The organism is Mucilaginibacter ginsenosidivorax (assembly GCF_007971525.1).
Classification (GTDB): Bacteria; Bacteroidota; Bacteroidia; order Sphingobacteriales; family Sphingobacteriaceae; genus Mucilaginibacter; species Mucilaginibacter ginsenosidivorax.
In genome coordinates this window covers 5,529,828-5,553,597 of the sequence record NZ_CP042437.1, presented here as the reverse complement: position 1 = coordinate 5,553,597, position 23,770 = coordinate 5,529,828, and the positions used below count along the sequence as shown (strand labels likewise).

19 protein-coding genes are annotated in these 23,770 nt (G+C 43.1%); 13 read left to right on the top strand and 6 right to left on the bottom strand.

All coding sequences use genetic code 11. The features are described 5' to 3' along the window. The first annotated feature begins 31 nt into the window (after positions 1-31). From efp to FSB76_RS23155, 3 genes are all read left to right on the top strand, one after another. Complete coding sequence (gene efp, locus FSB76_RS23165) at positions 32-592, top strand: elongation factor P (protein WP_147057599.1); 561 nt, start codon at positions 32-34, stop codon at positions 590-592. Between the two features lie 465 nt (positions 593-1,057). Beyond that, complete coding sequence (locus tag FSB76_RS23160) at positions 1,058-2,398, top strand: SWIM zinc finger family protein (protein ID WP_147057597.1); 1,341 nt, start codon at positions 1,058-1,060, stop codon at positions 2,396-2,398. 7 nt (positions 2,399-2,405) lie between these two features. Further along, a complete protein-coding gene (locus tag FSB76_RS23155) occupies positions 2,406-5,312 on the top strand; it encodes a DUF6493 family protein (protein WP_147057594.1) in 2,907 nt (968 codons plus the stop codon). Between the two features lie 75 nt (positions 5,313-5,387). Here FSB76_RS23155 and FSB76_RS23150 read toward each other — a convergent pair whose 3' ends face one another. Further along, on the bottom strand, positions 5,388-6,551 hold the full coding sequence (locus tag FSB76_RS23150; protein WP_147057593.1) for an FAD-dependent oxidoreductase: 1,164 nt from the start codon (positions 6,549-6,551) through the stop codon (positions 5,388-5,390). A 31-nt stretch (positions 6,552-6,582) separates the two neighbouring features. Further along, the gene (locus FSB76_RS23145) at positions 6,583-7,281 is read right to left on the bottom strand and encodes a GIN domain-containing protein (RefSeq protein WP_147057591.1); all 699 of its coding nucleotides are present in this window, start codon (positions 7,279-7,281) and stop codon (positions 6,583-6,585) included. A gap of 274 nt (positions 7,282-7,555) precedes the next feature. Between FSB76_RS23145 and FSB76_RS23140 the strand changes: the two genes are divergently transcribed. Beyond that, positions 7,556-8,557, top strand: coding sequence for a helix-turn-helix domain-containing protein (locus FSB76_RS23140; RefSeq protein ID WP_147057589.1), 1,002 nt, complete (start codon positions 7,556-7,558; stop codon positions 8,555-8,557). A gap of 275 nt (positions 8,558-8,832) precedes the next feature. Here FSB76_RS23140 and FSB76_RS23135 read toward each other — a convergent pair whose 3' ends face one another. Then, positions 8,833-9,537 (bottom strand): peptidoglycan-binding domain-containing protein, encoded by a 705-nt coding sequence (locus tag FSB76_RS23135; protein WP_147057587.1) that lies wholly within the window; start codon positions 9,535-9,537, stop codon positions 8,833-8,835. Positions 9,538-9,826: 289 nt separating this feature from the next. Here FSB76_RS23135 and FSB76_RS23130 point away from each other — a divergent pair, with 289 nt between their 5' ends. The 4 genes from FSB76_RS23130 to FSB76_RS23115 all read left to right on the top strand — a co-directional run bounded on the left by FSB76_RS23130 (position 9,827) and on the right by FSB76_RS23115 (position 11,910). Further along, entirely contained in the window at positions 9,827-10,648 is an 822-nt protein-coding gene (locus FSB76_RS23130; RefSeq protein ID WP_147057585.1) for an alpha/beta fold hydrolase, read from the top strand. Between the two features lie 172 nt (positions 10,649-10,820). After that, a complete protein-coding gene (locus FSB76_RS23125) occupies positions 10,821-11,222 on the top strand; it encodes a response regulator (RefSeq protein ID WP_158642964.1) in 402 nt (133 codons plus the stop codon). A gap of 18 nt (positions 11,223-11,240) precedes the next feature. Next, positions 11,241-11,600: a response regulator gene (locus FSB76_RS23120; protein WP_147057581.1), complete on the top strand. Its 360-nt coding sequence runs from the start codon at positions 11,241-11,243 to the stop codon at positions 11,598-11,600. Positions 11,601-11,709: 109 nt separating this feature from the next. Next, positions 11,710-11,910 (top strand): hypothetical protein, encoded by a 201-nt coding sequence (locus FSB76_RS23115; RefSeq protein WP_147057579.1) that lies wholly within the window; start codon positions 11,710-11,712, stop codon positions 11,908-11,910. 152 nt (positions 11,911-12,062) lie between these two features. On the opposite strand, the gene FSB76_RS23110 is transcribed toward FSB76_RS23115, so the two are convergent. Both FSB76_RS23110 and ppsA read right to left on the bottom strand, forming a co-directional pair. Next, complete coding sequence (locus FSB76_RS23110; RefSeq protein ID WP_147057577.1) at positions 12,063-12,797, bottom strand: WecB/TagA/CpsF family glycosyltransferase; 735 nt, start codon at positions 12,795-12,797, stop codon at positions 12,063-12,065. A gap of 79 nt (positions 12,798-12,876) precedes the next feature. Then, positions 12,877-15,531 (bottom strand): phosphoenolpyruvate synthase, encoded by a 2,655-nt coding sequence (ppsA, locus tag FSB76_RS23105; protein WP_225976286.1) that lies wholly within the window; start codon positions 15,529-15,531, stop codon positions 12,877-12,879. A 348-nt stretch (positions 15,532-15,879) separates the two neighbouring features. On the opposite strand from ppsA, the gene FSB76_RS23100 reads away from it, so the two are divergent. Then, entirely contained in the window at positions 15,880-16,473 is a 594-nt protein-coding gene (locus FSB76_RS23100; RefSeq protein WP_147057575.1) for a hypothetical protein, read from the top strand. Between the two features lie 149 nt (positions 16,474-16,622). On the opposite strand, the gene FSB76_RS23095 is transcribed toward FSB76_RS23100, so the two are convergent. Beyond that, positions 16,623-18,005 carry a right-handed parallel beta-helix repeat-containing protein gene (locus FSB76_RS23095; RefSeq protein ID WP_147057573.1) on the bottom strand — a complete coding sequence of 461 codons (1,383 nt, stop codon included), beginning with the start codon at positions 18,003-18,005 and terminating at the stop codon, positions 16,623-16,625. 403 nt (positions 18,006-18,408) lie between these two features. Between FSB76_RS23095 and FSB76_RS23090 the strand changes: the two genes are divergently transcribed. The 4 genes from FSB76_RS23090 (at position 18,409) to FSB76_RS23075 (ending at position 23,615) form a co-directional block, all read left to right on the top strand. Further along, positions 18,409-19,677 carry an Hsp70 family protein gene (locus FSB76_RS23090; RefSeq protein WP_147057571.1) on the top strand — a complete coding sequence of 423 codons (1,269 nt, stop codon included), beginning with the start codon at positions 18,409-18,411 and terminating at the stop codon, positions 19,675-19,677. Positions 19,678-19,803: 126 nt separating this feature from the next. After that, positions 19,804-20,268: a hypothetical protein gene (locus tag FSB76_RS23085; protein WP_147057569.1), complete on the top strand. Its 465-nt coding sequence runs from the start codon at positions 19,804-19,806 to the stop codon at positions 20,266-20,268. A gap of 705 nt (positions 20,269-20,973) precedes the next feature. After that, positions 20,974-21,711: a 3'-5' exonuclease gene (locus FSB76_RS23080; protein WP_147057567.1), complete on the top strand. Its 738-nt coding sequence runs from the start codon at positions 20,974-20,976 to the stop codon at positions 21,709-21,711. Continuing rightward, positions 21,708-23,615 (top strand): DUF294 nucleotidyltransferase-like domain-containing protein, encoded by a 1,908-nt coding sequence (locus FSB76_RS23075; protein ID WP_147057565.1) that lies wholly within the window; start codon positions 21,708-21,710, stop codon positions 23,613-23,615. The genes FSB76_RS23080 and FSB76_RS23075 overlap by 4 nt, the downstream gene beginning before the upstream one ends. The last annotated feature ends 155 nt before the right edge of the window (positions 23,616-23,770 follow it).

The window sequence follows — 23,770 nt, the reverse complement described above, 5'->3', positions numbered from 1 at the left end:
CTTTGCGCACAAATTTTATAATTATATTTTCATGGCAAAGGCATCTGAAATTAAAGTAGGAAACATTTTACGCTACAACGGCGAATTGGTAACAGTTACCGAAGTACTGCATCGTACACCCGGTAAAGGCGGAGCTTTCTACTTAGATAAATTTCGCAACATAAAAACCGGAAAAATTGTAGAGGCCCGTTTGGCAACCGACGAACAGGTTGAAATTTGCCGTGTAGAAACCAATGATTACCAATACCTGTACGAAGAAGGCGATTATATGGTGATTATGGATAATACCACCTATGATCAGCTAAGCATCCCAAAATCGTTATTTGGCCCATCGGCAAGGTTTTTAAAAGAGGGGATGAATGTGATCGTTTCTGTTGAAAGTGAAGAACCCATTATGGCCCAGGCACCCAACTTTGTTGAGCTGGAGATTACCTACTCTGAGCCGGCCGTTAAAGGCGATACATCCTCTGGTGCATTAAAGGCAGCAACTACCGAAAATGGCGTTGAAATAAAAGTGCCACTATTCATCAACCAGGGCGATAAAGTAAAAGTTGATACCCGCACCGGCGAATACATCGAGCGCGTAAAATAATAAACTGTTTGTACAGGTGTTCGCTTTAGGGCGAGCCTGATTGGGTGTTCGGGGAGGAGAAAATCATCTGCAAAATCTCTTCCCGGACACTTTTGTTTTTTTATCCTGTTATGCGGATGATCGTAAAACACCAAATCACTGCAAAAAACATATAAAAAAGGTCAAAAAACTATGGGCGTTTCCCCAACCGGTAGAAGTTGGGGCCAGGCCTTACATTCATACGCGCACAAGGCCTTAAGCGCGGCTGATACTCAGGCTCTCTCCCCCGGCCGGTATCCATTTCAGTCCTTAACGCGAAAGCGGCTATAACCAAATGTCGTGGTAAATTATTAGCAGAAGCTAAATTAGCTACCGGCAACATTCAGGCGCCGGTTATTCGCGGCCAACGCAAAATTTTATCCCCCTTCTCATCCGTCGCTAAAATTATTTAGTAATTTTATTTCGCAGTATAACCTAAACAAGATTATGTCCGAAACAATAACCTATCAATATAGCCAGCCATCAACCCTAAAAAAGTCGACATTAACCGACGAACTTTTTTTGGCCAAATACAGCGAGGTACAAAAAAATAATGCCCCCTGCTTTTTCTGGGGACAACTTACCGACCCGTATACCGTGGCCCGTTGCCTGCTAACGCTCTCCAACGTGGTAAAATCGAGCTTTAGCCTGTCGCCGTTTGAGCTGGCTATGCTTAAAGACCCTATTGTAACGGCCGGCAACGAAAAGATCCGCTTTGAGGGATTTTCGCACTGCGCGGGGGTGTATGCCCGGGTAGATATTTTGGGCGACGGGCACGATGGCGAGTTTTTGGATAACGGCACCACCAATGTCGATTTTAACCAGCCCATGCTGGCGGCGCTAAGCAATATCCGCCGAAGCGAAAAAGTACTGCTATCAGTAGGCCGAAAAGAAGTGGCCCTGCACCGCGAAGGCGAAAAGGTGGTAGAGCGCAAAGTGCCCCTGCCTACCAAATGGATAAAAGGGCTTACCTCGGTACAAATGTTTTTGGCCGGATCGGAAAAGGTGCACAGTTTTAACCGCCTCCAGGCCTTGCAGCTGTTTAAAACCATCCCGCTGGGCAAACCCAAAACAGATTATTATTTGATAACCCGCGGCGGCAAACCCATGTTTTCGCCCGTAAAATCGGGCGATGCCATTACGGTTGGCGGTGTGCACCGGTTAAAACTGATAGAGCCCCTGCTGGCCATTGCCGATGAGCTGCGGGTGTTTCCGCATGCTACCATGCAATCAACCACCTGGCAAATTTATATTGGGCCAGTACGGTTTAGCCTGTCCATTTCACGCGATGCCTGGCGGGGCTTCTCGGGCGAGGGCGCCGCGCTTGAATCATTGATAGAAGATGTGCCTGATAACTGGGTAGAATCGCTGGATAACTACAGCTATGCCAACCAGGAGTTTAACCCTACCCTGCTGGCCGTAAACGAAGGCCTGGATATGCAAAAGGTAGATAACATTACCGGCCGCCTCTCGGCCATTGGCTTGCTGGGCTACGATCTGGATGAGAACAACTTTTTTTACCGCCGCCTACCCTTTAAGCTTAGCCGCATCATGAGCCTTAACCCGCGTTTAAAGGATGCCGAAAAGCTTTTGCAAGAAGGCAAGGTACAGATAACCAAACAACAGGATGATAAGGTAGAAGCCCGTGTGGAAGGCAGCGGCGTACACCACATGGTTGTATTAAACGGCGATAAAGCCCAGTGCACCTGTACCTGGTTTAGTAAAAACCAGGGCGAGCGGGGCATTTGCAAACATATTTTAGCAGTTAAAAAAAAGCTGGCCAACTAATACCACCATGAGCATAGTTGACGATTTTACCCGCATTTTAGAGAAAGGGCAGGAAGCCAAAATCATTCCCTTTTTGCAAACGCTTGATAAGGCTCAGAAAAAGCAACTGGTGCCCGAATTAAAAAAGCTGTATAAAATTTATTCGGAATACAAGGAGACCAAAAGTGGCAGTTACAAGCGTAAAGGAACCGACGCGCAAATCCATATACTGGGCGTAACCGGTTTTGTATGCCATAACCGCAAAGATTTTGCGCAGGATCAGGAGGGAATACTGAACAAAAAGACGATGGACGCTATACTGCCGTGGTATTGCCCAACCTGGTTTAACGATTTTATAAACCACCCCGCCGCCAACGAATTTTCTATATGGTTTTTAGATTATGCATGGTATATGGAAATGGCGGAGCACGGCTACATCGGCTTTAACCCGGCAATATTAGCCAGGTTACTTCCCTATTACCTATATAAAGCAGGAAGAGCGCAGCAACAAACTTACCTGCCCGATAACCTCATATACAGAAGTATTACCCTGGCCGAACACATCTGGTATCTTTTTGAACATGAATCGGACGTGCACCTCGCCGACAAACCGTTCAACCTCCCCGGTGTACCCGCCGAAGGTATCTGGACACATGCCTTTAAAACCCACAGCGATGCCGGCAGAATTGATAGGCAGCGGGTTTTAAAGGAGTGTTTAAAAGCGGCGAACAGCAACTTTGCCCAATATGCAGCCAACTGGTTCGTCTCCCTTTTTATGCATCTCGAGCCTTCAAAAACAGAACTGCTAACCTTGCAGGACGATTTGCTGCACCTCCTCAATTCGCCACACAGCAAACCCGTAAACACGGCCATAAAATATATAAAGGATATTTGCGACGATGCCGGTTTTAACATCGACGCGTTTTTAGATCATGTGCCGCTGCTGCTGTCCTCGGAGTCAAAAGCCACGGTATCCACCACGCTGATGACTTTGGATAAGCTGGCTAAAAAGTATAAGGACAAAGCCGAAACCATCATGGGCATCGGCTGCCAGGCATTTATTCACCAGGATAACAGTTTGCAGGTTCGCGCGGCCAAACTGCTGCAAAAATATGGCGATCCTGCATCCGAAGATCTGAAAGCCGCCCTGGCCGCTTACCAGGATGCCCTCCTTTTTGACGCCCGCAATTTGTTAACGGCTTTTTTGGATAACAGCGAAGAAGTACCGGCAGAAGCAAGCCATCCCCAGGAACAACCCGAACCTCAACAGGCCCTTGTACAAATACCCTACCCCCAAACCTTTGATGAACTGGTATTTTTAGCCAGCCAGGCCTTTGATAACAATCAGCCGTATCATTTCGACCTGCTGCCGGCCGCCCTGCTGCATTTCCAAGGCGAAATGACGGCCAAAAATATCAGCAAGCTTATCCCCGCCTTCCAGCGGGCCTGTAAAATGATCTCGTCCGATTTTACCAGTACCATGGGTTACCTGGATAATATGCTGGCCACCTTTTTTGCCGACTACAGCCGCCTGCTGGTTGAACTTTACCCCTTGCAAACAACCGAACTGAAACAGCTTCGCGAATCGTTTATGGAAGCATTTAAAAAGCACGAGCTATGGGGCAGGTACATCAGCCGGATAGATAACGTAAAAAGCTGGAACAGGGGCTCAAGCTATAAAACACACAAACACGTGCTACTGGCGGCCTTTTTTATGCTCGAGCGTAAAATAAACCTGCCCATGCTCTCCACCCCAACGCACGAGCCTTGCTGGGTATCTCCCCTTACGCTGGTGCAGCGGCTTATTAAATATAAGGTGGCCAATGTGGCGCCCGCCGATATCGATTTCCAGGTGGCAGTGTCCCGCTGCTCGACTGAATACCACCAGGAAGCGTTGGAACTGGCGGCCCGCGAATTAGCCGGCGAGTACCGCCAGCTCATCAGCTTTATGCTGGGCGGCGAATACCAACCACAGGAGATGTATAAATACAAGCCTGTTTGGCTGGTAGCGGCCCTTACCCGCGCCAAACAACCGGCAAACCCGCAATGGTTTGCATACAGCAGTCTCCCGGCCAGCTACCTTACCGCCAATTTTACCTGGGCTCCTGTAGTAGAGCCCTATACCTATAAAAAGTGGGATTACGTTACCCGCAAAAATGTAGATACCCAGGCCAAACGCAGTAAAATAGTTATTGAGTTTGAGGAAACAGAAAAGAAAATAAGCGCCATCAAAAACCTGTTTGCCAAACTGATGCCCGCCAAAACGCCGATAGCCCCATCGGTGTATGATATGGCCACCATAACTTTTAGATATAGTTCAGACGCCGATAACGATGTGATGCGCCTTATTTATTTAAACCCCAACCATCCCGAACTATGGCTGGCACGAATCATCAATGCGGCGATGCAAAGCCCGGATTTTAGCAGTGAGAGTGATAAAAGGATTATTATCCACGCGCTCGAGGGCATGATGGCGCTCGGCACCGCTTACGGCCCCATGGCGCACCTGCTGGTGGCATCGGCCATGATCAGCAACGATAAAACCGTACGCGCCTACGCCGCCGAAGTGTGGATACATGGCGCAAGCCAAAATACCATCAGCAGCCAGCAAATAGGCGACATTATTGGCCGCCACCAGGCCATTGAATTAAGCCCCTTTAAACGCTTTACCGACCTGCTACAATCCAACCTGTTCCAGGTATCCAAACCCCACAACCAGGCCCTGCAAACCCTCCTGAACGCCTGCCTGGCCCGTTTAAGCAATAAACCCGCCACCGGGTTAAAAAAACTATTGGAAATTTACACTGAGGTATTGGCTGCTAATAAACCGGCTGTTATCCCGGCCGAGGTATTAGCTAAATTGGATATTTGGGGAGAGGTGGAAGCGTTGGGGAAAGTTGTAGGAAAGGTGAAGTTGGTGGGAGGGGTGAAATAGGTATTTTTGTCTTAAATCTTCCCGTCCCCTCGATGCGTCTCCCCGCTGGGACGGAATTCTTTTCCCGAGCCACCACTATGGCCGATAACCATAAATCCAGTCGAGTTTTTTTACCTGCGATTTGATAAAATATTTCAAAAAAACATCTCTGAACCATGTGGCAACAGGATTTGGCTTTGATTTCGAATCGCCCGCTTTACGCGATTCCTTTATAATTCTTTCAACCCTTTGTTGACGGATAGCCTGAAATTCTTTAAACGCTTTTTCGATATCCCTGTTTTGTGCCATGCACTTTAATACCGCCACCGTATCCTCCATAGCCATTGAAGCCCCCTGCCCTACGTGGGGCGATGTAGCATGAGCGGCATCGCCTAGAAGGCAAATTTTGGAGGTTGACCATTTTTCGAGTTTAGGGATATCGTAAACCGGATAAACAGACAGTTGATGCGACGCATTTATGATTTCACTAAATAACCGATCATCGTTTTTATGCAATTCTAAAAGATACGAACGGATCTCCGCATCTAATTTGGTTTTAATCTCTTCCTTATCTGGTTCCTTTTCCCGGTAATAATTATTAAACCACCAAATTTCACCCTTATTGGATACGGCATAAGCAAAGAAACCGCGTTCGCCAAACGTCATATTGATCCCTGCGGATGGTTTATTTAGTTGCGGTAAATAAGCGAATCCTCCGGTGCCGATATTTTTTGTATACAAAGGTTTTCCCGCGTTTGCGAAAGCTGTTTTTCTTACAACAGAGAATGCACCATCACATCCGAATAATATATTTCCTGAAACTTTGGTATTATCATCAAAAATAGCAACAACGTCTTTCTGTGTTTCGGAAATGCTTACAACCCTTTTATTATAATTTATTATGATACCCTCATCTTCTGCCGCCTTATGGAGTAATTTATGTAGGTGCCCCCGTTTTACCTGGATAGTTTCGGCACCATATTTTTCTTTTTGATAGCCGGTAAGTAGTTCGCCAATCAGTTTACCTTTACTATTATAGAAATACATGGAACCATGTGCAAATTCGCTTTTTAAAGACGCTAACGGAATGTATTGCATCAAAACGTTTAAACCGTTTGGAGTTAAGCCCAAAAAGGCGCCTTCACCGGCGTCCTGTTCCCGCGCTTCATAAACCTCCACAGCATACCCGTTTCGTTTTAATTGAATAGCTAATAATGGTCCTGCTATTCCTGCACCTATAATAATTGCTTTGTTTGACATTGTCTGTTTTTTATATGATAATTGTGTTGTATCAATTGATGTTTTCCAGATGTTTTATCTGGCCTGTGCCATATTGTTTTACTTCCTTTAGCACCGCATTTCCCCAATAATTTACCTGCCCCTCTCCATAATGCGAAATTGAAATCTGTTTTTCGGCAAATAATTTAACATCGCCGACCGACATATTTTTGAATAATAAAATGTCCGTCGCCATTTCCCTGGAAGTAAAACTTCCCTCACTTTGATTTTTTACTTCCAATAACTGGCATTTGCCTTCCAGCGTAACATTTCCCTGACATTGGCTTAGTAATTTAATAGCCGGTGCGTTGATATTTAAAGACGTATTCCCGATACTCTGGATTTTTATTTCCAGCAAATTTTGAAGTGTTATCAGATGATCACATTTAATGTCGCCCTGATCACAGCGAATATATAGGGAGTCAATTTGTCGCAGAAATACTCTTACGATACATTGAGTATAAACAGGTTTTCTGAATTTCCCGTCCGCAGATATGTATAGCGTTCTTCCGGAATTTACTATTTCAAAAAAGTCAACTAAATTTTCATCAGTTTCAACAATAACCTTTTCTTCGTTCGACTGAATTAATTCAAAAAGGCCTTTCCCCGATAGGTGAAGCCGTATAAATGAACTTACATGTATCTCTTTGGAAACTATGTTTCCATTTCCTTTTATTTGTATCATTTCTCTTAATTTTTTAAACGTTGCCATTTTTAAGCTTTCTGGTAAAAAACAAGACAATCACAAGCTGCCTCACACTGTGCCCACTGTGCAAGATTGCGCTAATGCGGGCTCTTCGCTATATTTTTAAAAGTTACTTTGTAACCAGAAGACACCTGTAATTCGCAGATTTTTTGGTCACTTGTTCTTTCAATACATTTGCCTGGATGCCTGCTGACTGCCATTTTTTTGTAACACAAATGTACCTTGGGTGTCAAACGCTTATGTTACAGCTAACGGATAAAAACTTATACAAAACGGAATAATGCCATTTGAACTTAAAAACAATATAGATAGCAAGGTGCTATTTTCAGGGCATTACACTACGGCCGATTATGAAAACAAAACCGCTAATGATACCAGTATGGACGGCGTATTTAATATCCCTCTCCCATCTGGAAATTTAAAGGCGCAACAGTGGTTTGTAAACGGCGTAAGGTTAATGTATTCAGAATATGAGCTAAACAGCTATACAGAATTTGAATGGAAAGGCGACCTGGAGTTAATTACCATGTACTTTAATCTTAAGGGAAAGTTTTCGTTGGCCTCTCCGGGGGCTGCCAAAATCATTGAATTAGGAAATAATGAGCATAATCTTTTTTACGGAAAAGAGGCAGAGGGGATTATTAAGGTTGAAGAATTAAAAATGAAATCTTTTATGATCCAGTTTACCAGAGATTCCTTTTTTAATATCGCACGCGATGGTAATGATGCCTTAAAACGGTTTGCAGATAATATTGTTAATGGTAAATTGGTTGCTTTGTCAGAAACTAACCTCAACATCGACATTGCAATACAGAGCTGCCTCCGGGCTATACTTGAATGCCGATATACAGAGTCGTTAAAAAGAATTTTTTACTATTCAAAAGCTATTGAATTATTGGTTTTGCAGGCGGGAGCCTTCGATAACTCAAAAATAAACCATACCCGGTACCTAAAATCCGATTATGATAAAGAACGGATTTTATTTGCCCGTGATTATATACTGGATAAATTGGAAACCCCGCCGACGTTAATGGAATTGGCAAGAATTGCGGGCATTAATGAATTTAAGTTGAAGAAAGGCTTTAAAGAGGTATTTGGTACAACAGTATTTGGCTATTTGAACGAAATAAAGATGGAGTTGGCAAAAAACGATTTGCTGGAAAAAAGAAAAAACGCCACCGAAATAGCATTTGAATTAGGTTTTTCGTCCGTTCAACATTTTAGCAATGCATTTAAGAAAAAATTCGGGGTGTCACCTAACCAGGCATGGAAAGTAGCTTAAATTTTAAGAGTATTAGTTTTTAAAATCGAACCAAGTACAAAACAATCACAAGTCGCCCCCTACCCACCTACTACACAAGACTTGCGCTAAAATTGGGGGGGCCTCTGCCGAAAGGCCCCGCGGGGAAGGGAAATTCACTCACACCGTCCCCTCGGGGCCTCTTTGAAAAAGCACCCTGAGGTTCCCGATCACCTCGCATCAACGCGGCTTCAGGGATTACGACCGACTTCATACAACCGCCGGGTCCTCTATCGAGAGACCCCGCAGGGACGGAATTACGGTAATGTTATGCCCAGCGCGGCAGCGGTATCTTTACCAACCTCACCGTCAACTGTGAGGCCGTTAGCTTTCTGAAAATCAATAACCGCGTTGCGTGTATTTACCCCAAAAATATCATCGATGCCTTTTGTTCCGAAACCCACGCCGGTAAGCGCCTGCTGGATCTCGCCTATTTTTTTTGCAACCATCATGGGGTTTGTATACCGGTAAATTACATAATCGGGCGGGGCAACCGGCACATCTTCCGGCGAGGTATAATCAATGCCGGGTACCAGTATCCCATAATCCCAACGCCGGTTATCTAAGGTATCCTGAACAACGCCCCAGTTTTTCCCTTTAGCCTCAATAGTGCCGCCATTGCCATCCGAAACAACGATATGCCCGCCAAGTGCCGCGCTTGGTGCCCTAAGTACCATAGCGCCGGGGATACCGGCAGCCTTTTGCACGGGGATAATTATCCCTTTTGATTCCGCGTCGATTTTCCAGGCACCTGAGTATGCATCGGCATGGGCAGGCGATGCATGGTCATTGGTGCAGCCATAAATTAAATTTGCCACCTGGTAAACCGCCCATGAACAAAGTTCGGCACAGTCCCAGGGACCATTCCAGTTCGGGTCGTCTTTGGGTGCCAGCGTTCCTTCAATATAGGCTTGCCCTTTCCTGGTTAATGCTTTTTGATAAATGTCTTTTCCTGTGGCCATGATATAAGTCAAGTTAAATTAATAAGTGTTGGATATGAAGCTAATATTTAATAAAAATCGACAATAGATTTGCGCCTTATAACCGTTAAAATACGGTATTTACGTAGGTAGTTTTACGTATTTTTTTAATGCTGGAGCGGGGCCTCTCAGCACAAAATACATCCGCTGCAGAAATCATATAAAATTTTGCATTGAAATGATCATTTCTTAATCTATATCAAGTGTTGCTGAATTCAAAAAGCTGCACATTTGTATCACAAAACAAATACATCACTTAAAAATTGAAAACATGAGCACAATCACCACAAAAGACGGAACCGAAATTTATTACAAAGACTGGGGTACAGGAAAACCGCTGGTATTTCATCATGGCTGGCCATTATCCGGCGACGACTGGGACGCACAAATGATGTTTTTCCTAAAAAAAGGTTACAGAGTAATTGCCCATGACCGCCGCGGTCATGGCAGATCGAGCCAAACTGCCAATGGACACGATATGGACACCTACGCAGCCGACGTGGCCGCGCTTACCGAGGCATTGAATTTAAAAGATGCCGTACATATTGGCCACTCAACAGGCGGCGGCGAAGCTATTCATTACGCTGCCAACCTGGGCAAAAGCCGTGTGGCCAAAGTTGTACTCATCAGCGCGGTTACGCCCCTGATGGTTCAAACAGAAAACAACCCAGAAGGTGTACCGATGGCTATATTTGACGAGATACGTCAGGGTACGGCATTTAACCGCGCCCAATACTTTAAAGATTTTACCGTACCCTTTTATGGCTATAACCGCGAAGGCGCAACCGTAAAACCGGGCATTCAAGATAATTGGTGGCGCCAGGGAATGATGGGCGGCGTAAAAGCACAGCACGACGGTATTAAAGCCTTCTCGGAAACCGACTTTACCGAAGACCTTAAAAGTGTAGATATCCCGGTTTTGGTTTTGCATGGCGAAGACGACCAGATTGTTCCGTTCCCTATTTCGGGCGCAAAGGCTGCTAAACTATTAAAAAACGGCACCTTGATATCTTACCCGGGATTCCCTCATGGCATGCCGGCAACCGAAGCCGACACCATTAATAAAGACCTTTTGGCTTTTATTGAAGCTTAAACAAATCTTTCCAAAGCAGAAGCTGTCCTTTAAACGGGGCAGCTTTTTTTTTGCCCATAATTATTAACTAAGGAAAGTTTACCCCAGGGGCTATTTTACTTTCGCCAAAGAACAACAATTATCTTTTCAAAACATATTGCCTTATTGCGTGTTTAAAAACCCAATGGATAACATGGATACAATCCCTAAAATCATGGTTATTGATGATGGAGAGCTCGACAGCATTATTTTTAAACTGGTGGTAAAAAGGGTTTTACATAACTCCAATATTGAAAGTTGCAACAGTGGCTTAACAGCCATAAACAGGCTGAAATTTTTAATAGAGAAGCAGCCTAATGAACTGCCCGACTATATTTTTCTTGATATTATGATGCCTTTGATGGACGGATGGGAGTTTTTACTTGAGTATAAAAAGCTAAAGATAGAACCGATTTACAAAAGTAAAATTTACATGTTATCGTCGTCTATTGATCGCGATAATATTTTAAAATCATTGAGTAACCCCTGGGTAGAGGCCTATTTGGCCAAGCCAATAGATGTACCCACTTTAAAATCAATTTTTCAGGCCAACTAAGAGCCGAAATAATTTATTATGGCTAAACAAATACTTATAATAGAAGATGATGACGATATCCGCAGCATATTGGAAACTGCGTTGGTTTTATACGATTTTGACGTTCAGGGTGTAGAAAGGACCGATGATATTATCGAATTAATCAAAATTCACGGGCCCGACCTGGTATTAACCGATTATATGATGCCCGGGTTAAACGGCGGCCAGATTTGTAAAATGATTAAAACCAATAAAGATACCAGTCATATCCCCGTTATACTTATGTCTGCATACCACAAATCGGCAATTGATTTAGTCAATTTTAATTACGATGCTTATATTCCCAAGCCCTTCGACTTAAAAAAGCTGGTGTTAACTATAAATAAATTATTAAACTGATGCAGGCCAGCTTAATGGTAGGTGGCTTGTTTTATTAACAATTATTTACATGGTAACCTTTATAGTATAACTACCGTATAAACTACGGTGTGTTATTATAACTGGAACCATGAACAATAAAAAATTCGGCCTGCTGCTATCAGTTGTCAATGTACTAAGTGTTGTTACATTTGAAAAGTATTGGAAAAGGGGTTTTAAAATTACGTTCAAAAAAAATCAGGTGCAGGCTGCGGCTGCTTCTGCGCCGGTAGTTCCTATCTCCTCAGTCTCTGCCAGCCCCGTTAAAAGCCCGCTTTCTATAGTGGCATAACCGGTTGTTTTTGTTAGCAACTTTTATATCGCAACGAAAGCTTTATACGGGATAAACACAAACGTGAGGTAAAAAACAACCAACATTTCCCGATAGGAGAATTATATACCCCCAAGAGAGAATATATACCGAAAAACGAAATTGATTTACTTTCAGGATTTATATTTTAAATTAAAAGTTTGTTTAACTATACGGCGCACCATAAGGTAACAAAAGGCAGGGTAGGTTTTCATGGAACGCGAAAAAAAACCACCTTCCTTATAACTACGATAGATAAAACGTAAATTAAGCCTGTTGATAAAATTAGGATAAAAATTAATTTCATGTTTGCTTTGGTGCAAAAAGCCGCCGCAGGTGTAAATTGCACCGCTATAACCTCTCGATCTTAAATTCAAGGCCATTGTTTCCTGTAAAATAACTCCCATCCCAACAAAAACAATATCAGGGTTTAAGCTTACTATATTATCAATAGCACTCCACCTGTTGGCATAAGTATCAAAATACCCGTTCCGATAGCCTGCTATGGGCAGCAAAGGATATTCTTTTTTAAACGTCTTAACGGTGTCGGTAATGCTTTCCTCGTCGGCGCCTAAAAAATACACACTTAGTTGATTTTTTACAGCTATGTCAAAAACAAATGGCGCCACGGAAGTCATGTCGCACGAAAAACGTTTTATTTTAAAGGCTGTTGCTTTAAATAAATTTAAAATGAGCACTATTAATATTCCGTCGGGTGCTATCCAGTCAAATTTCTCGAACAATTCAGGGGCATTAAAGGCTAACTTATAGGAGTGCGGATTTAAAAAAGTTATTAGTTTTTTCTGCCTCGGGTCAAACTCCATCATCGAAGCGGGAATTTTTGAGGTGAATATATTATAGATGTCCATTAACAGGCTGTTATTATTTATTAATGGAAGGCAAAAACAGAGCCACGAATTGGTTATCCTCAATTGCCAGGTGCTGCGTTTAAAAAAGAACCTCTATATACCCGTCCGTTCCGTTTACCCTGATGCGTTGCCCGTTTTTGATGAGTTTGGTAGCCTGTTCCACTCCTACCACTGCCGGCAGTCCATACTCGCGTGCTATGACCGCGCCGTGCGTCATCAGGCCGCCAACTTCGGTTACCAGGCCCCTAATGGATACAAACAGCGGTGTCCAGCTGGGGTCGGTAAATGTGGTTACTAATATATCGCCATCTTCCAGCACGGCGTTTTCCATCTCTAAAATAACGCGGGCGCGTCCCTCTATAATTCCCGACGACACCGCCAGGCCGGCAATGGCACCGGCCGGGAGGTTTTCGCTGTTGTATTTCCCTGAAATAATCTCTCCATCAGAGGTAATAACACGCGGCGGGTTTAGTTTTTCATTTATTTTATGCTCCTCTTTTCGTTTGCCAATTAGCTGGTAATCCAGTTTATTGGTGCGTACCACTTCGCGCAATTCCTGGAAAGTAAGGTAGTAGATGTCTTCTTTTTCGTTAATTATTCCCGCTTGCACCAATTTTTCGGCTTCCTTCATTAAAGCCTGCTTATAAACAAAAGAACGGCTGATTATACCGTATTTTGGATACTCGCGATAACCTGCAAAATTGCGCAGCAGGCTAATCATTTGTTTTGTCTCATCGGCTTTCTGCTCTCCATCCGGTAATTGCTTTAACCTATTTAATATTTCTGCCTCTTTTTTTAAAGCCTCCTGCCGCCCCAGTTCAAACTTGCACTTGCCGGCGCCAGGCTCAAAGTTTTTGATATTGCCGAGGAGGATGGGGATAAGTGTACCTGGTTTTTCGCTCCAGCGGGTTTTGGTAATGTCTATTTCGCCGGCGCAGCGCATCCCATATTTGTCCAGGTAAGTTTCAATAGCGTACAGGGCTTCCTTCCCGCCATCCAAATTGACCAGGCCATCCAAAAAATTATCATCCTTTGCCTGTTGTAAATATTCAATCACCTGGGGATAAGGCCGTATCACGTCTGCTACGTTCAATAGCTCCAGTCCCATTTCTGATGTAATATTATTTGGTGCCGATTGGGCAAGCGTATCAGCCGCGTTTTTATCGCCTAACCAGTTTTTAATATTTTCGTTAATCCACCATAAGGCATCCATCGAAGCCATAATAGCCCCCCTGTTTTGCGGGGCGAATAAATTTTTTTTTGCCTGCTGATCATCCTGCACAATAAAATCAAACAACCCGGGTCCTGATATTGCCTGAATATTATATTTCAACTCTTTTACTGATAGCTGGTTACTTGTTATCAAATCAGCAACAATTGCCGGGTCGTTTTCAACTTGCCCCAGGATATCTGCGAACGATTTGCCTGTACTGTTGATAATAGCGGCGGGGTCCTGTTTATCATTTGGTAACAATTTTATGAAATCGCCCCGCTCCACAATGGTAACCAGCGCGTGTTTTATAAGCGGATCGTGCGCGCCCATGGCGTCTATTATCATTTTTTGGCCTGCGGGCGTGCTTAGGTTGTCTGTAATATCCACAAACAATCTTCCGGCGGCTTTAAACATCGGCCTAAAGGCTGTTAACTGCCACAGCGACAATCCCAACGGTTTCATAGCATCCGTCATCATTTGTTGATGCCCGACAGATACATAGACGTGATTTCCCTGTTCATTCCCTTCGGGGATTGGGTACAGGGTGGTGATTGGCCTGCTTTGTACAATATAAAATTCACCATCAGCCAAACACCATTCAATATCCTGCGGGTAGCCGAAATGTTTTTCAATTTTTCTGCCAATTATTTCCAGCTGTAAAATCTGTTCATCGGTCAGCGCTTGCCTGTTTTGCCACCCAGGCTCAATCTCCTGCTCTTGGGTACCGCCGTGTTTTAACGTATAGATAGCCAGTTTCTTTGCCGCAATCTTTTTATCAATAATCTCACCATTGCATAGTTTGTAATTATCTGCATTCACCAGGCCGGCTACCATAGCCTCGCCAAGGCCGAAGCCGGCATCAATAGATAGAACCTTCCTGTTACCGGAGACAGGGTCGGCAGTAAATATAATTCCTGCTGCGTGCGGAAACACCATCTGCTGAACAACCACTGCCAGCTGCACTTTACGATGATCGAAGCCGTTTTGGATACGGTAAATTACTGCCCTATCTGTAAACAGCGACGCCCAGCATTTGCTAATATGCTTTAGAATTGCCTCCTGGCCAATAATATTCAAATAAGTATCCTGCTGCCCTGCAAAGGACGCCGTTGGCAGGTCTTCCGCGGTAGCGCTCGAGCGTACAGCGAAGGCATCTTGTTTCCCAAACTTTGCCAGGTGCTCCGTAATCTCGTGGACTATATCCCCTGCAATAGCTATCGCTTCTATAACCCTGCGGATCTTAGCGCAAATAGTGCCGATACTTTCCCCGTCATCAGCCTTAAAATGAATTAATTCATCCAGCAAGCTCATAAGCTCCGTATTACTCCCGGTTATTTTTTTATACGCTTCGGTGGTAACGCAAAAACCGCCGGGCACCTGTATTTGCTCAATCCGGCAAAGTTCGCCCAGGTTAGCGCCCTTGCCTCCTGCAAGCATGAGCATCGATTTGTTAATCTCCCGGAAACTGAGTACATATTTGGATGATTTTTTTGCCGGGCTAAGTTTATTTTCAGGCATCATATGGGGTTTATTTTTGGTATATGCAGCCAAAAATATAAGGTATAACCTATCAAAATGCCGTTTTTAAACTATATTTTTTCGAGCGCAATAATCATTAAAACAGGGCGTTATCCTTACAAACAAAGGGGATGTGAGGAAGGGAAAGCTTTCGTTTTTTGACGGCTGGTTGAACGCAGGTTAACCACCATAAAGTCGCCTCTCACCTATCCACTACATAATCGTTAAAGCAGGTCTCTATTTAAAATCCATTTTCTAAATAATACTTGAAGAGGTTATCGTACAAACGAAATTATAGTATATTTATCGCAAAAAGTTCAGTCGAAACTCAAACCGATCTACTAATTCAATATGCAGGCTGTTACCAAAGCTGATATAGACAGACCGATAAATGGTATGTCATTTATGATATTAAATACTTTTATATGGACTACTATAGCTGTAGTTAGTTATCGTAATACCTATCTATCTTTAGCAGAGGGTATTTTCGCATTAGGAATTATTATACTGTTATATAACTTTTTCGTCTTTAAAAATTTCAGAAAGGAATTGCCGGATGAAAGCGCCATTGGTGATGATGAAAAGAAGAGAGGAAAGGGGTTCATGCTCATATTCGCGATAGAAGGATTGGCAATTTTGTTGGCAAAAAACATTTTGGTAAATATAAAAATGGATTATTTATTCATTTCTTCAATCGCTCTCATCGTTGGGCTTCACTTCTTTCCGTTAGCTAAAGTATTCAGGCGTAAATTCGATTATTTTATGGGCACCTGGACTACATTAGTTGCTATTTTAGGGATGACATTCATTTTAAAAACCAATGCAGACCGAAATCTGATAAACGCGGTAGTAGCAATGTGTTGTGCAATTTCTACATCTTTTTACGGAATAAAAATGACGATGGAAGGACGCCGGTTATTGTCACTAAAGAAAGAAGCCATATAATGCTTAGCCCTCTCTTAGCACCGCAGTGGCCGACGAGGTGTGGGTTATAACAATGAGCTCATTTATCGCCGTGTCAGTTTAACAATCAATTAATAACCGCCACAGCCTTAACCTCTTCGGCACTATGCTTTATCTGCAGTATGCCAACCTCAATACTCCGTAGCCCCAATTTCAAAAGCAACACCCGACGGCCGCTTAGCACCGTAATAATCAAAGCTTACGCCATATGATAACACGTTTGCCCCCTTATTGATAAGCGGAGACGACGACAGCAAATGAAAATTGCCACCGGTATAGTTTACAAATTTACAGGCGTTTACGTCGGTACCTGTATAATTATTTGAAGCGGTTAGTTTAACGCTGCTGCTTTTTCTGATTATTGGTTGTACTGATGCTGGTTGTATAATAACATTATTGATAACCGTATTCATGGGGATAGTTTCGGAGTTTAATTTGATGCCCCCTAATGCCGAAGCGATGATGGTGTTATTAATAAATTGAAAATGAGGCCCTGGGGTATACCTGGAATCGGCAAAAATGCCATATGATTTTGAGTTAAGGATGTAGTTATTAAACACTACATTATCGCCAAGGCCAAGCACAATGATGCCGTTGCCCGGCGCGTTTCTTACTATATTGTTAAAGCACCTGCCCCCGGTACCTTCGCCTATCTGGATGCCGTTATCCTGGTAGGCCGAAAATGGGCTAACTCCCGGATTTTTTACCGTGTTGCTATAAATCTGGCAGCCCGAAGTTGCGCTGCCAACCTGTATTCCTTCGCTACCGGTAGAATCGGTAAGGTTTTGGTATACTTTAACGTTTACCACATCATGAGGCAAAACTGTGCCGCATGAAATTGACACCCCATCGGCATAGAAAGAATTGCCTACATATAGCCCTTCGCCGCCCGTTTTGTGAACATAGTTATTATGAATAATCACGTTTTTCATGGTAAAATGGCCACGCCAGGTTGCGGCATCGCACGATGGATCGGTTTTCGCCATAATCCCGGCGAAGCCGCTATTCCTTACTTCAACATTGGCAATCTCAAAATCCGTGCTCAGATCATCCATCGTCATGCCGATATTGCCTCCGTTTACATCAAACCCATAGGCAATACCCGGTGTTCCGTTGCCCAACACTTTAAAAAACTGGGAGTTTTGGGTCTTAAATCCGTACGATGCCGTAATATCTGCAGAAATGGTCACTTTACCACCTTTGTTGACAATGGTGATAGGCGCTGCAGCCGTCCCTTTAATATTTTTTAGCAGTAAGGCGCCCCTTTTGCCGGCAGGAATATATATTACAGCCCCCGCAGGTATCTTAGTACCGTCAACCATCCATTCGGTAGGTTGCACCGTGTATGTATAAGGAGTTACAGCCTGGGCTTTTAAATTTAAGTTAACGCTATCCTGACCGGGAGCTGCTATAGCCGGTGCCTCAATTTTATTTAAACTCTTGGTACACATCGTAAAAGACGATAAAACCAATGCAGCGCCTAATAAACGAATAAGGTAATTTTTATTTCTCATATGCAAACTTTAAACGGACCGTTATGTATCAAAAAGGACAAATCCCTATATCCATGTATTTTAGGCTGTCCTGGGGCCGTAATCCCGTTTTTATACGATAGCTATCGTAATTTAGTTCAATAAGTTTATCTAAAGTTAAATAATTGCCTTATTCAACCTGCAAGCCTCATTCATTGTAAACTATATCCCTTTTAAGTTAAAAATAATCAAGTAACCGACTAAGCTTACCTTTGCTTTCTTTTTATAATGACGTGATTATTGTGGAGTAAATGACTATTGGTTCGACAAATCCGCATTTTTTTGTAAGATATCCTCGTTTGGCCGGCAGGGCTTCATTTTGTCGCTAAACTATTTTTTTATACTTTCGCCGCCCTTTAATTTTTACCGCTTTACCTGTTTTGTTATGAATAAGTTTTTATACGGAATTGATTTTGGAACAACCAATTCGGCTTTGGCAATTTACAACCAGGAAACAAAAGCCATCCACGATACCATCATCATCCCATCGCTCATCTATTTCTTTAGTCAGCCGGGGTTACAAACCACAAAAAACTATGTAGTGGGCGAAGAAGCGATTGCAGCTTATCTTAATGACGGAATGAAGGGCCGGTTTATTAAATCGGTTAAACAAATTTTATCCAGGAGCAGCTTCACCGAAACCCGCATTCAAAATAAAAGGTTCAACGCATCTGACCTTGTGGCTATTATTTTAAAGGAATTGAAAGAACGGGCCGATGAACTAACCGGGGAGGATTGCCGCACAGCGGTAATTGGCCGGCCGGTTTTTTTTGATGACGACGATGTGCAAAAAGATACCCTTGCGCAAACCCGGCTAAGCAAAGCGGCAGCAATTGCAGGTTTTACCAATGTACGTTTCCAGTTTGAACCTATAGGTGCCGCCTTTGCCTATGAAAAAACACTGGCAAAAAAAGAAAATGTGTTGGTGGCCGATTTGGGCGGGGGCACAACAGACTTTACCTACCTGGTGCTCGACCCTCAAAAAGTTGGCAGCAAAAACCGCAAAGACGATATGATAGCCAACGGCGGTATTTATGTTGGTGGCGATAGCCTTGATTCGGCTTTTATGTGGGAAATAGGCACGCCATATTTTGGTAAGCACACGCAATACGAGGCTACTCCGGGCAAGGTACTAACCGTTCCCAATTCGCTTTTTGCAAACATTTGTTCATGGGAGCAGATGAACTTTTTTAATGGCCCACGTATTAAAAAAGATATTGACGATTACTACTATTTTTCGGGCAACAACCGGAAATTTAAAAATTTGATCACCCTTATTGACAATAACCTGGGCTACTCGGTATTCCAGGCAATCGAAAAAACAAAAATTGAACTTTCAAACGCAGATACATCTGCGTTTAGTTACCATAACATGGATATCGATATTGAAGAGGATGTCCCATTGCCTGGTTACGAACAAATTATAGCCAAAGATGTGGATCGGATTGCCGGATACCTGGATCAATTTATGCAACAAAACAACATCGATCCTGAAAAAATTGATAGTTTGTTTTTAACAGGCGGCACATCGCTGGTAGGCAGTATTCAAAAGCTGTTTAAAAACAGGTTTCCGCATGTTAACCTCAACTCGGGCGATAATTTTAAGAGTGTAGCTACAGGTTTGGCGTATAGCGGTTATTTGTTTGAGGAGTAGGCTTAGCAAGCACGGCGCTGGTCATATATATTCTGTTTTCATAGCTAAATCCGGGTACATTATATTTAAAACGACGTTCCTATCCGAGATGGAATATTGATTAAAATGCCCGTGAGCTAACCTGCCATGAACAATTACGACATCCAATCAAAAGATTTTGCTTTGTCGCCACAAGGCGTTCACCTGCTGCGCAACCGGTTCAATTACAAAACCATCAATTATTACGACATCCACAAAGCCACTTTCGCCAGGGCTGTCGAAACAAAAAACGTTGCGCTTACCTTAATCGTCGGGGTATTATTTATTGCTTTCGCGGTGTACAACACCCTAGGCGTATACCAAAACTTTTATGATCCTACCGTACACCGCATCTACATAGAATCAATAGCACTGCCGGTTTTGCCGGTACTACTGGGCATATATTGTATTTACATAGCTGTAAAAAAAGTCCCTTCGCTGATTATTGAGCTTGAAAACAAAAAACATAAGCTAAGTATTCAGGACATTTACAAGGCCGGCCGAACTCAGGTTCTGGAAATTTATTTAAAAGACAAGCTAAAAGCGAGATTTTACGATAGCCCAATGCTGTAAAATAGCCAAGTCCAGTTTCCTTACTGTTATTTATAGTGCCCCCGGGAGGGATAATCATTAATAACCGAACCACTGCAAAAAAAGCGCTAACGTTTTTTTTATTAAAATATTTTATCAAATTAAATTTTTTTGTAATTTTATCATTACCAATTAATTAATACCATTGATAACTCTGATTTTAACATTGCTGCTGCTAAGTGCAATAGTGTGTATAATTTCTGTGCGGGTGCTTCCAAGAGATGAATAAGAAATTGCATAACTGTGCATGTTAGTGTATTAGGATTTATTTCCTGATGTTTTAGGTCGCGTCAGCCAAACGCACTTGTATATCTCCTTTGATCCACATCAAGGCCGTTGCTCCTGCCTACAAATAAGCTGTAGCTAACGGAATAAGCTTAGGGGGCGAAAAAGATATATGCATTAGATATATGCATTAAACAATACCTTGCGTTATCCCCTTACTCCGGTTAAAAGAAAGCGCCTGTTCGGCACCTGTTTGGCCAACAACAGGCACAAGCATTTGTATGCGTTTAAATTACGTAAAACATCAGTTTAGTGTTAACCATGATAAAATACTAAAACATTGTTTTACAGAATTTTATATGGAATTTTTCTTAAAACATGTTAAGTTATGTTAACCCAATCTGGATACGTTTGCCCTGCCACAATTTTATTCTCATCAACTTTTACCGGAATTAATTACTTTTGAATACAACCGCAAACAGCAATTGGGCAAACACTTTGAACGACTATTTTTTATTTATCGACACAGAAGCCTCGGGCCTGCCGCTTAAGTGGAACTTGCCTTACAGTGCCGATGAAAACTGGCCGCACGCGTTACAGGTATCATGGCTTATTTACGATAAGCATCACAAGCTCATCAAACAACAGGACTACTATATCCAAAGCGAGGGAATCACGATTACCCCTGCAGCTCTGGCCATCCACCATCTGACACCTGAGTTTTTGAAACTGAGCGGCAAAACCCGCACCGAGGTAATACAACTACTGGCAGCTGATGTGCAGCAATACAACCCTATGCTGATAGGCCATTTTATCCGGCTGGATTATCACCTGCTCGGTGCGACATTTTACCGGTCGGGCATAGCAAACCCGCTCGGTAACCTCCCTGTTTTTTGTACCATGGTTGCCACTACGCAACTGGTGCACAGCTCGCTTACACGCCACTTAAGGCTGGAAGAGTTGTACTATATGCTGTTTAATACCGATTTACAAAACCAGCATAATGCACTATATGATGCCCAGGCCACTGCCGCCTGTTTTTTTGAATTGCGTACTCGTGGCGAAATATCCGATAAAAGCATCCGTCAGCAAAATCTGGATTTTGAGCAGCAGCGCGACCCTGCCCAAAAACAAAAGGGCTGTTTACTGCCTGCATTAATGCTTATATTGTTAATGGCCATTATCATTTACAGCCTATGAACAACCGACTGGAATATTTAAAATCCATTACGCCTTTTAACGCCCTGCCCACCGAGGTACTGCAAGGCGTAGCCGAACAATTACAGGAAATCAATTATCAAAAAGATGTGGTAATTTACCAGCAGGATGTTACGATGATGAAAGGTGTTGACATTATTGTACAGGGCAGTTATGAATCTTTTTTTTATGATAGTGCAGGCAATAAGCGATTGATAGAAAACCACGAACCTGGCTTTTGTTACGGCGGCGTTTCGGTATTACTTAACAGGAGGCGATCGTTACGAACGGTTGTTGCCAAAAAGGGAACGCTGGTTTATTTTTTGCACCGTAAAGATTTTCGCCTGCTGTGCAAAACCTACGAAGATTTCTTTTTGCATTTTACTGCCGAGTTTGGTAAACGGATGCAAAATGAGGAGTTTGTCCATTTTTTCAAGCAACCGGCATCGTTTGCCGAAAGCTATATTGCATCTGAGCAATTATACTCGCGCCGTGTAGAAAGCATTGAATACCGGCCTGTAATAGCCTGCCAGGGCCACACACCCATTTACAAAGCAGCTCAGCTGATGGCTGCCCAAAAAACCAGCTGCCTTTTTATTTTGAACGACGGGCAAAAGATTGTTGGCTACGTAACCGATATTACGCTGCGCGATAAGGTGATAGCCAGGCAACATGATACCGCCGACGCCGTAAGCCTGGTGATGGATACGCCGATAGTAAGCATCAGCGCGGATGCCTTGGTTTATGAGGCCTTGTTGATGATGTTTCAGACTAAAACCCGGTATATACTGATTCAAAAGGCGGCCGGATATGTGGGCTTTATCAGCCGCAATAAGCTATTAAGCGAGCAGGCACAGTCGCCGATGGTATTTATACAATCTGTTAAGCTGGCCCTATCAACAGATGAGTTAAAACGTAAGTGGCAAAGCGTGCCACAATTTGTAACCCAGTTACTGGGCCGCGGCGTTAATGCCGAAATTGTGAACCAGATTATCACTACCGTTGCCGATACCATTGCCCAAAAAGTAATTGAAAGCGTAATTGCCCAAATAGGGCCGCCGCCCGCCAAATTTGTGTTTATGGTACTGGGCAGCGAGGGCCGCAAAGAACAAACCTTTAAAACCGACCAGGACAACGCCATTATTTATGAAGATAAGGCAAATGAGCACCGCGAAGAAGTACGTGCCTATTTCCTTGACCTGGCCACCAGGGTATCAACCGATTTGAATAACATTGGCTTTGTTTACTGCACAGGCGATTTCATGGCCCAAAACCCCAAATGGACCCACTCGCTATCGCACTGGAAACGCAATTACGATTACTGGATGGACGAATCTATCCCCGAAACGGTCATCAACTTCTCTACCTTTTTTGATTGCCGCACCATTTATGGCGACAACACCATTATGGACGAACTGCACCAGTTTTTAGACGAGCGATTGCAGCAGCCTTTGGAAAAGTTATTTTTCCACATGGCTAAAAATGCCCTTCAATATGAGCCGCCGTTAACATTTTTCAATACTATCCGCACGTTTAAAAAAGATAGCCGGGAAGTTTTTGATATTAAAAGAACAATGAGCCCTATTGTTGACCTTGTTCGTGTTTACGCCCTTAAAAACAGAATTTTTGAAGTAAACACCGGCGAGCGTATGAAAGCCCTGAAGGCAAAAGGAATTTTCTCCGAATCGGAGTACCATGAGCTAATCCAATCTTACTACTTTCTGATGAACCTTCGGCTAAAAAAACAAACCGAGCAGATCATTCAGGACCATACCGAACCAGATAATTATATCGACATCTCGCAGCTTTCAAAAATTGAACGCGTTACATTAAAGGAGATTTTCAAGATCATTGAAAACTTTCAATCAAAGATCAAGGTTTCATTTACAGGTGGAGTGTTGAGTTGATCTATACCCCGGATAAGCTGAAACAATGCCAGATTTTCGACAGCCTGGCATTCCTTTGTCAGGGTTTCGCGAAGTGCTATCACTACACATAAAATATTGGAATAGCCCATTGTCATTCTTAACGGAGTGAAGAATCTGTTAACCGACATGTATCA

Coding starts and splice junctions, on each gene's coding strand:
- efp (WP_147057599.1), top strand. CDS start 32: ATGGCAAAGGCATCTGAAATTAAAGTAGGAAACATTTTACGCTACAAC.
- FSB76_RS23160 (WP_147057597.1), top strand. CDS start 1,058: ATGTCCGAAACAATAACCTATCAATATAGCCAGCCATCAACCCTAAAA.
- FSB76_RS23155 (WP_147057594.1), top strand. CDS start 2,406: ATGAGCATAGTTGACGATTTTACCCGCATTTTAGAGAAAGGGCAGGAA.
- FSB76_RS23150 (WP_147057593.1), bottom strand. CDS start 6,551: ATGTCAAACAAAGCAATTATTATAGGTGCAGGAATAGCAGGACCATTA.
- FSB76_RS23145 (WP_147057591.1), bottom strand. CDS start 7,281: ATGGCAACGTTTAAAAAATTAAGAGAAATGATACAAATAAAAGGAAAT.
- FSB76_RS23140 (WP_147057589.1), top strand. CDS start 7,556: ATGCCATTTGAACTTAAAAACAATATAGATAGCAAGGTGCTATTTTCA.
- FSB76_RS23135 (WP_147057587.1), bottom strand. CDS start 9,537: ATGGCCACAGGAAAAGACATTTATCAAAAAGCATTAACCAGGAAAGGG.
- FSB76_RS23130 (WP_147057585.1), top strand. CDS start 9,827: ATGAGCACAATCACCACAAAAGACGGAACCGAAATTTATTACAAAGAC.
- FSB76_RS23125 (WP_158642964.1), top strand. CDS start 10,821: ATGGATACAATCCCTAAAATCATGGTTATTGATGATGGAGAGCTCGAC.
- FSB76_RS23120 (WP_147057581.1), top strand. CDS start 11,241: ATGGCTAAACAAATACTTATAATAGAAGATGATGACGATATCCGCAGC.
- FSB76_RS23115 (WP_147057579.1), top strand. CDS start 11,710: ATGAACAATAAAAAATTCGGCCTGCTGCTATCAGTTGTCAATGTACTA.
- FSB76_RS23110 (WP_147057577.1), bottom strand. CDS start 12,797: ATGGACATCTATAATATATTCACCTCAAAAATTCCCGCTTCGATGATG.
- ppsA (WP_225976286.1), bottom strand. CDS start 15,531: ATGATGCCTGAAAATAAACTTAGCCCGGCAAAAAAATCATCCAAATAT.
- FSB76_RS23100 (WP_147057575.1), top strand. CDS start 15,880: ATGCAGGCTGTTACCAAAGCTGATATAGACAGACCGATAAATGGTATG.
- FSB76_RS23095 (WP_147057573.1), bottom strand. CDS start 18,005: ATGAGAAATAAAAATTACCTTATTCGTTTATTAGGCGCTGCATTGGTT.
- FSB76_RS23090 (WP_147057571.1), top strand. CDS start 18,409: ATGAATAAGTTTTTATACGGAATTGATTTTGGAACAACCAATTCGGCT.
- FSB76_RS23085 (WP_147057569.1), top strand. CDS start 19,804: ATGAACAATTACGACATCCAATCAAAAGATTTTGCTTTGTCGCCACAA.
- FSB76_RS23075 (WP_147057565.1), top strand. CDS start 21,708: ATGAACAACCGACTGGAATATTTAAAATCCATTACGCCTTTTAACGCC.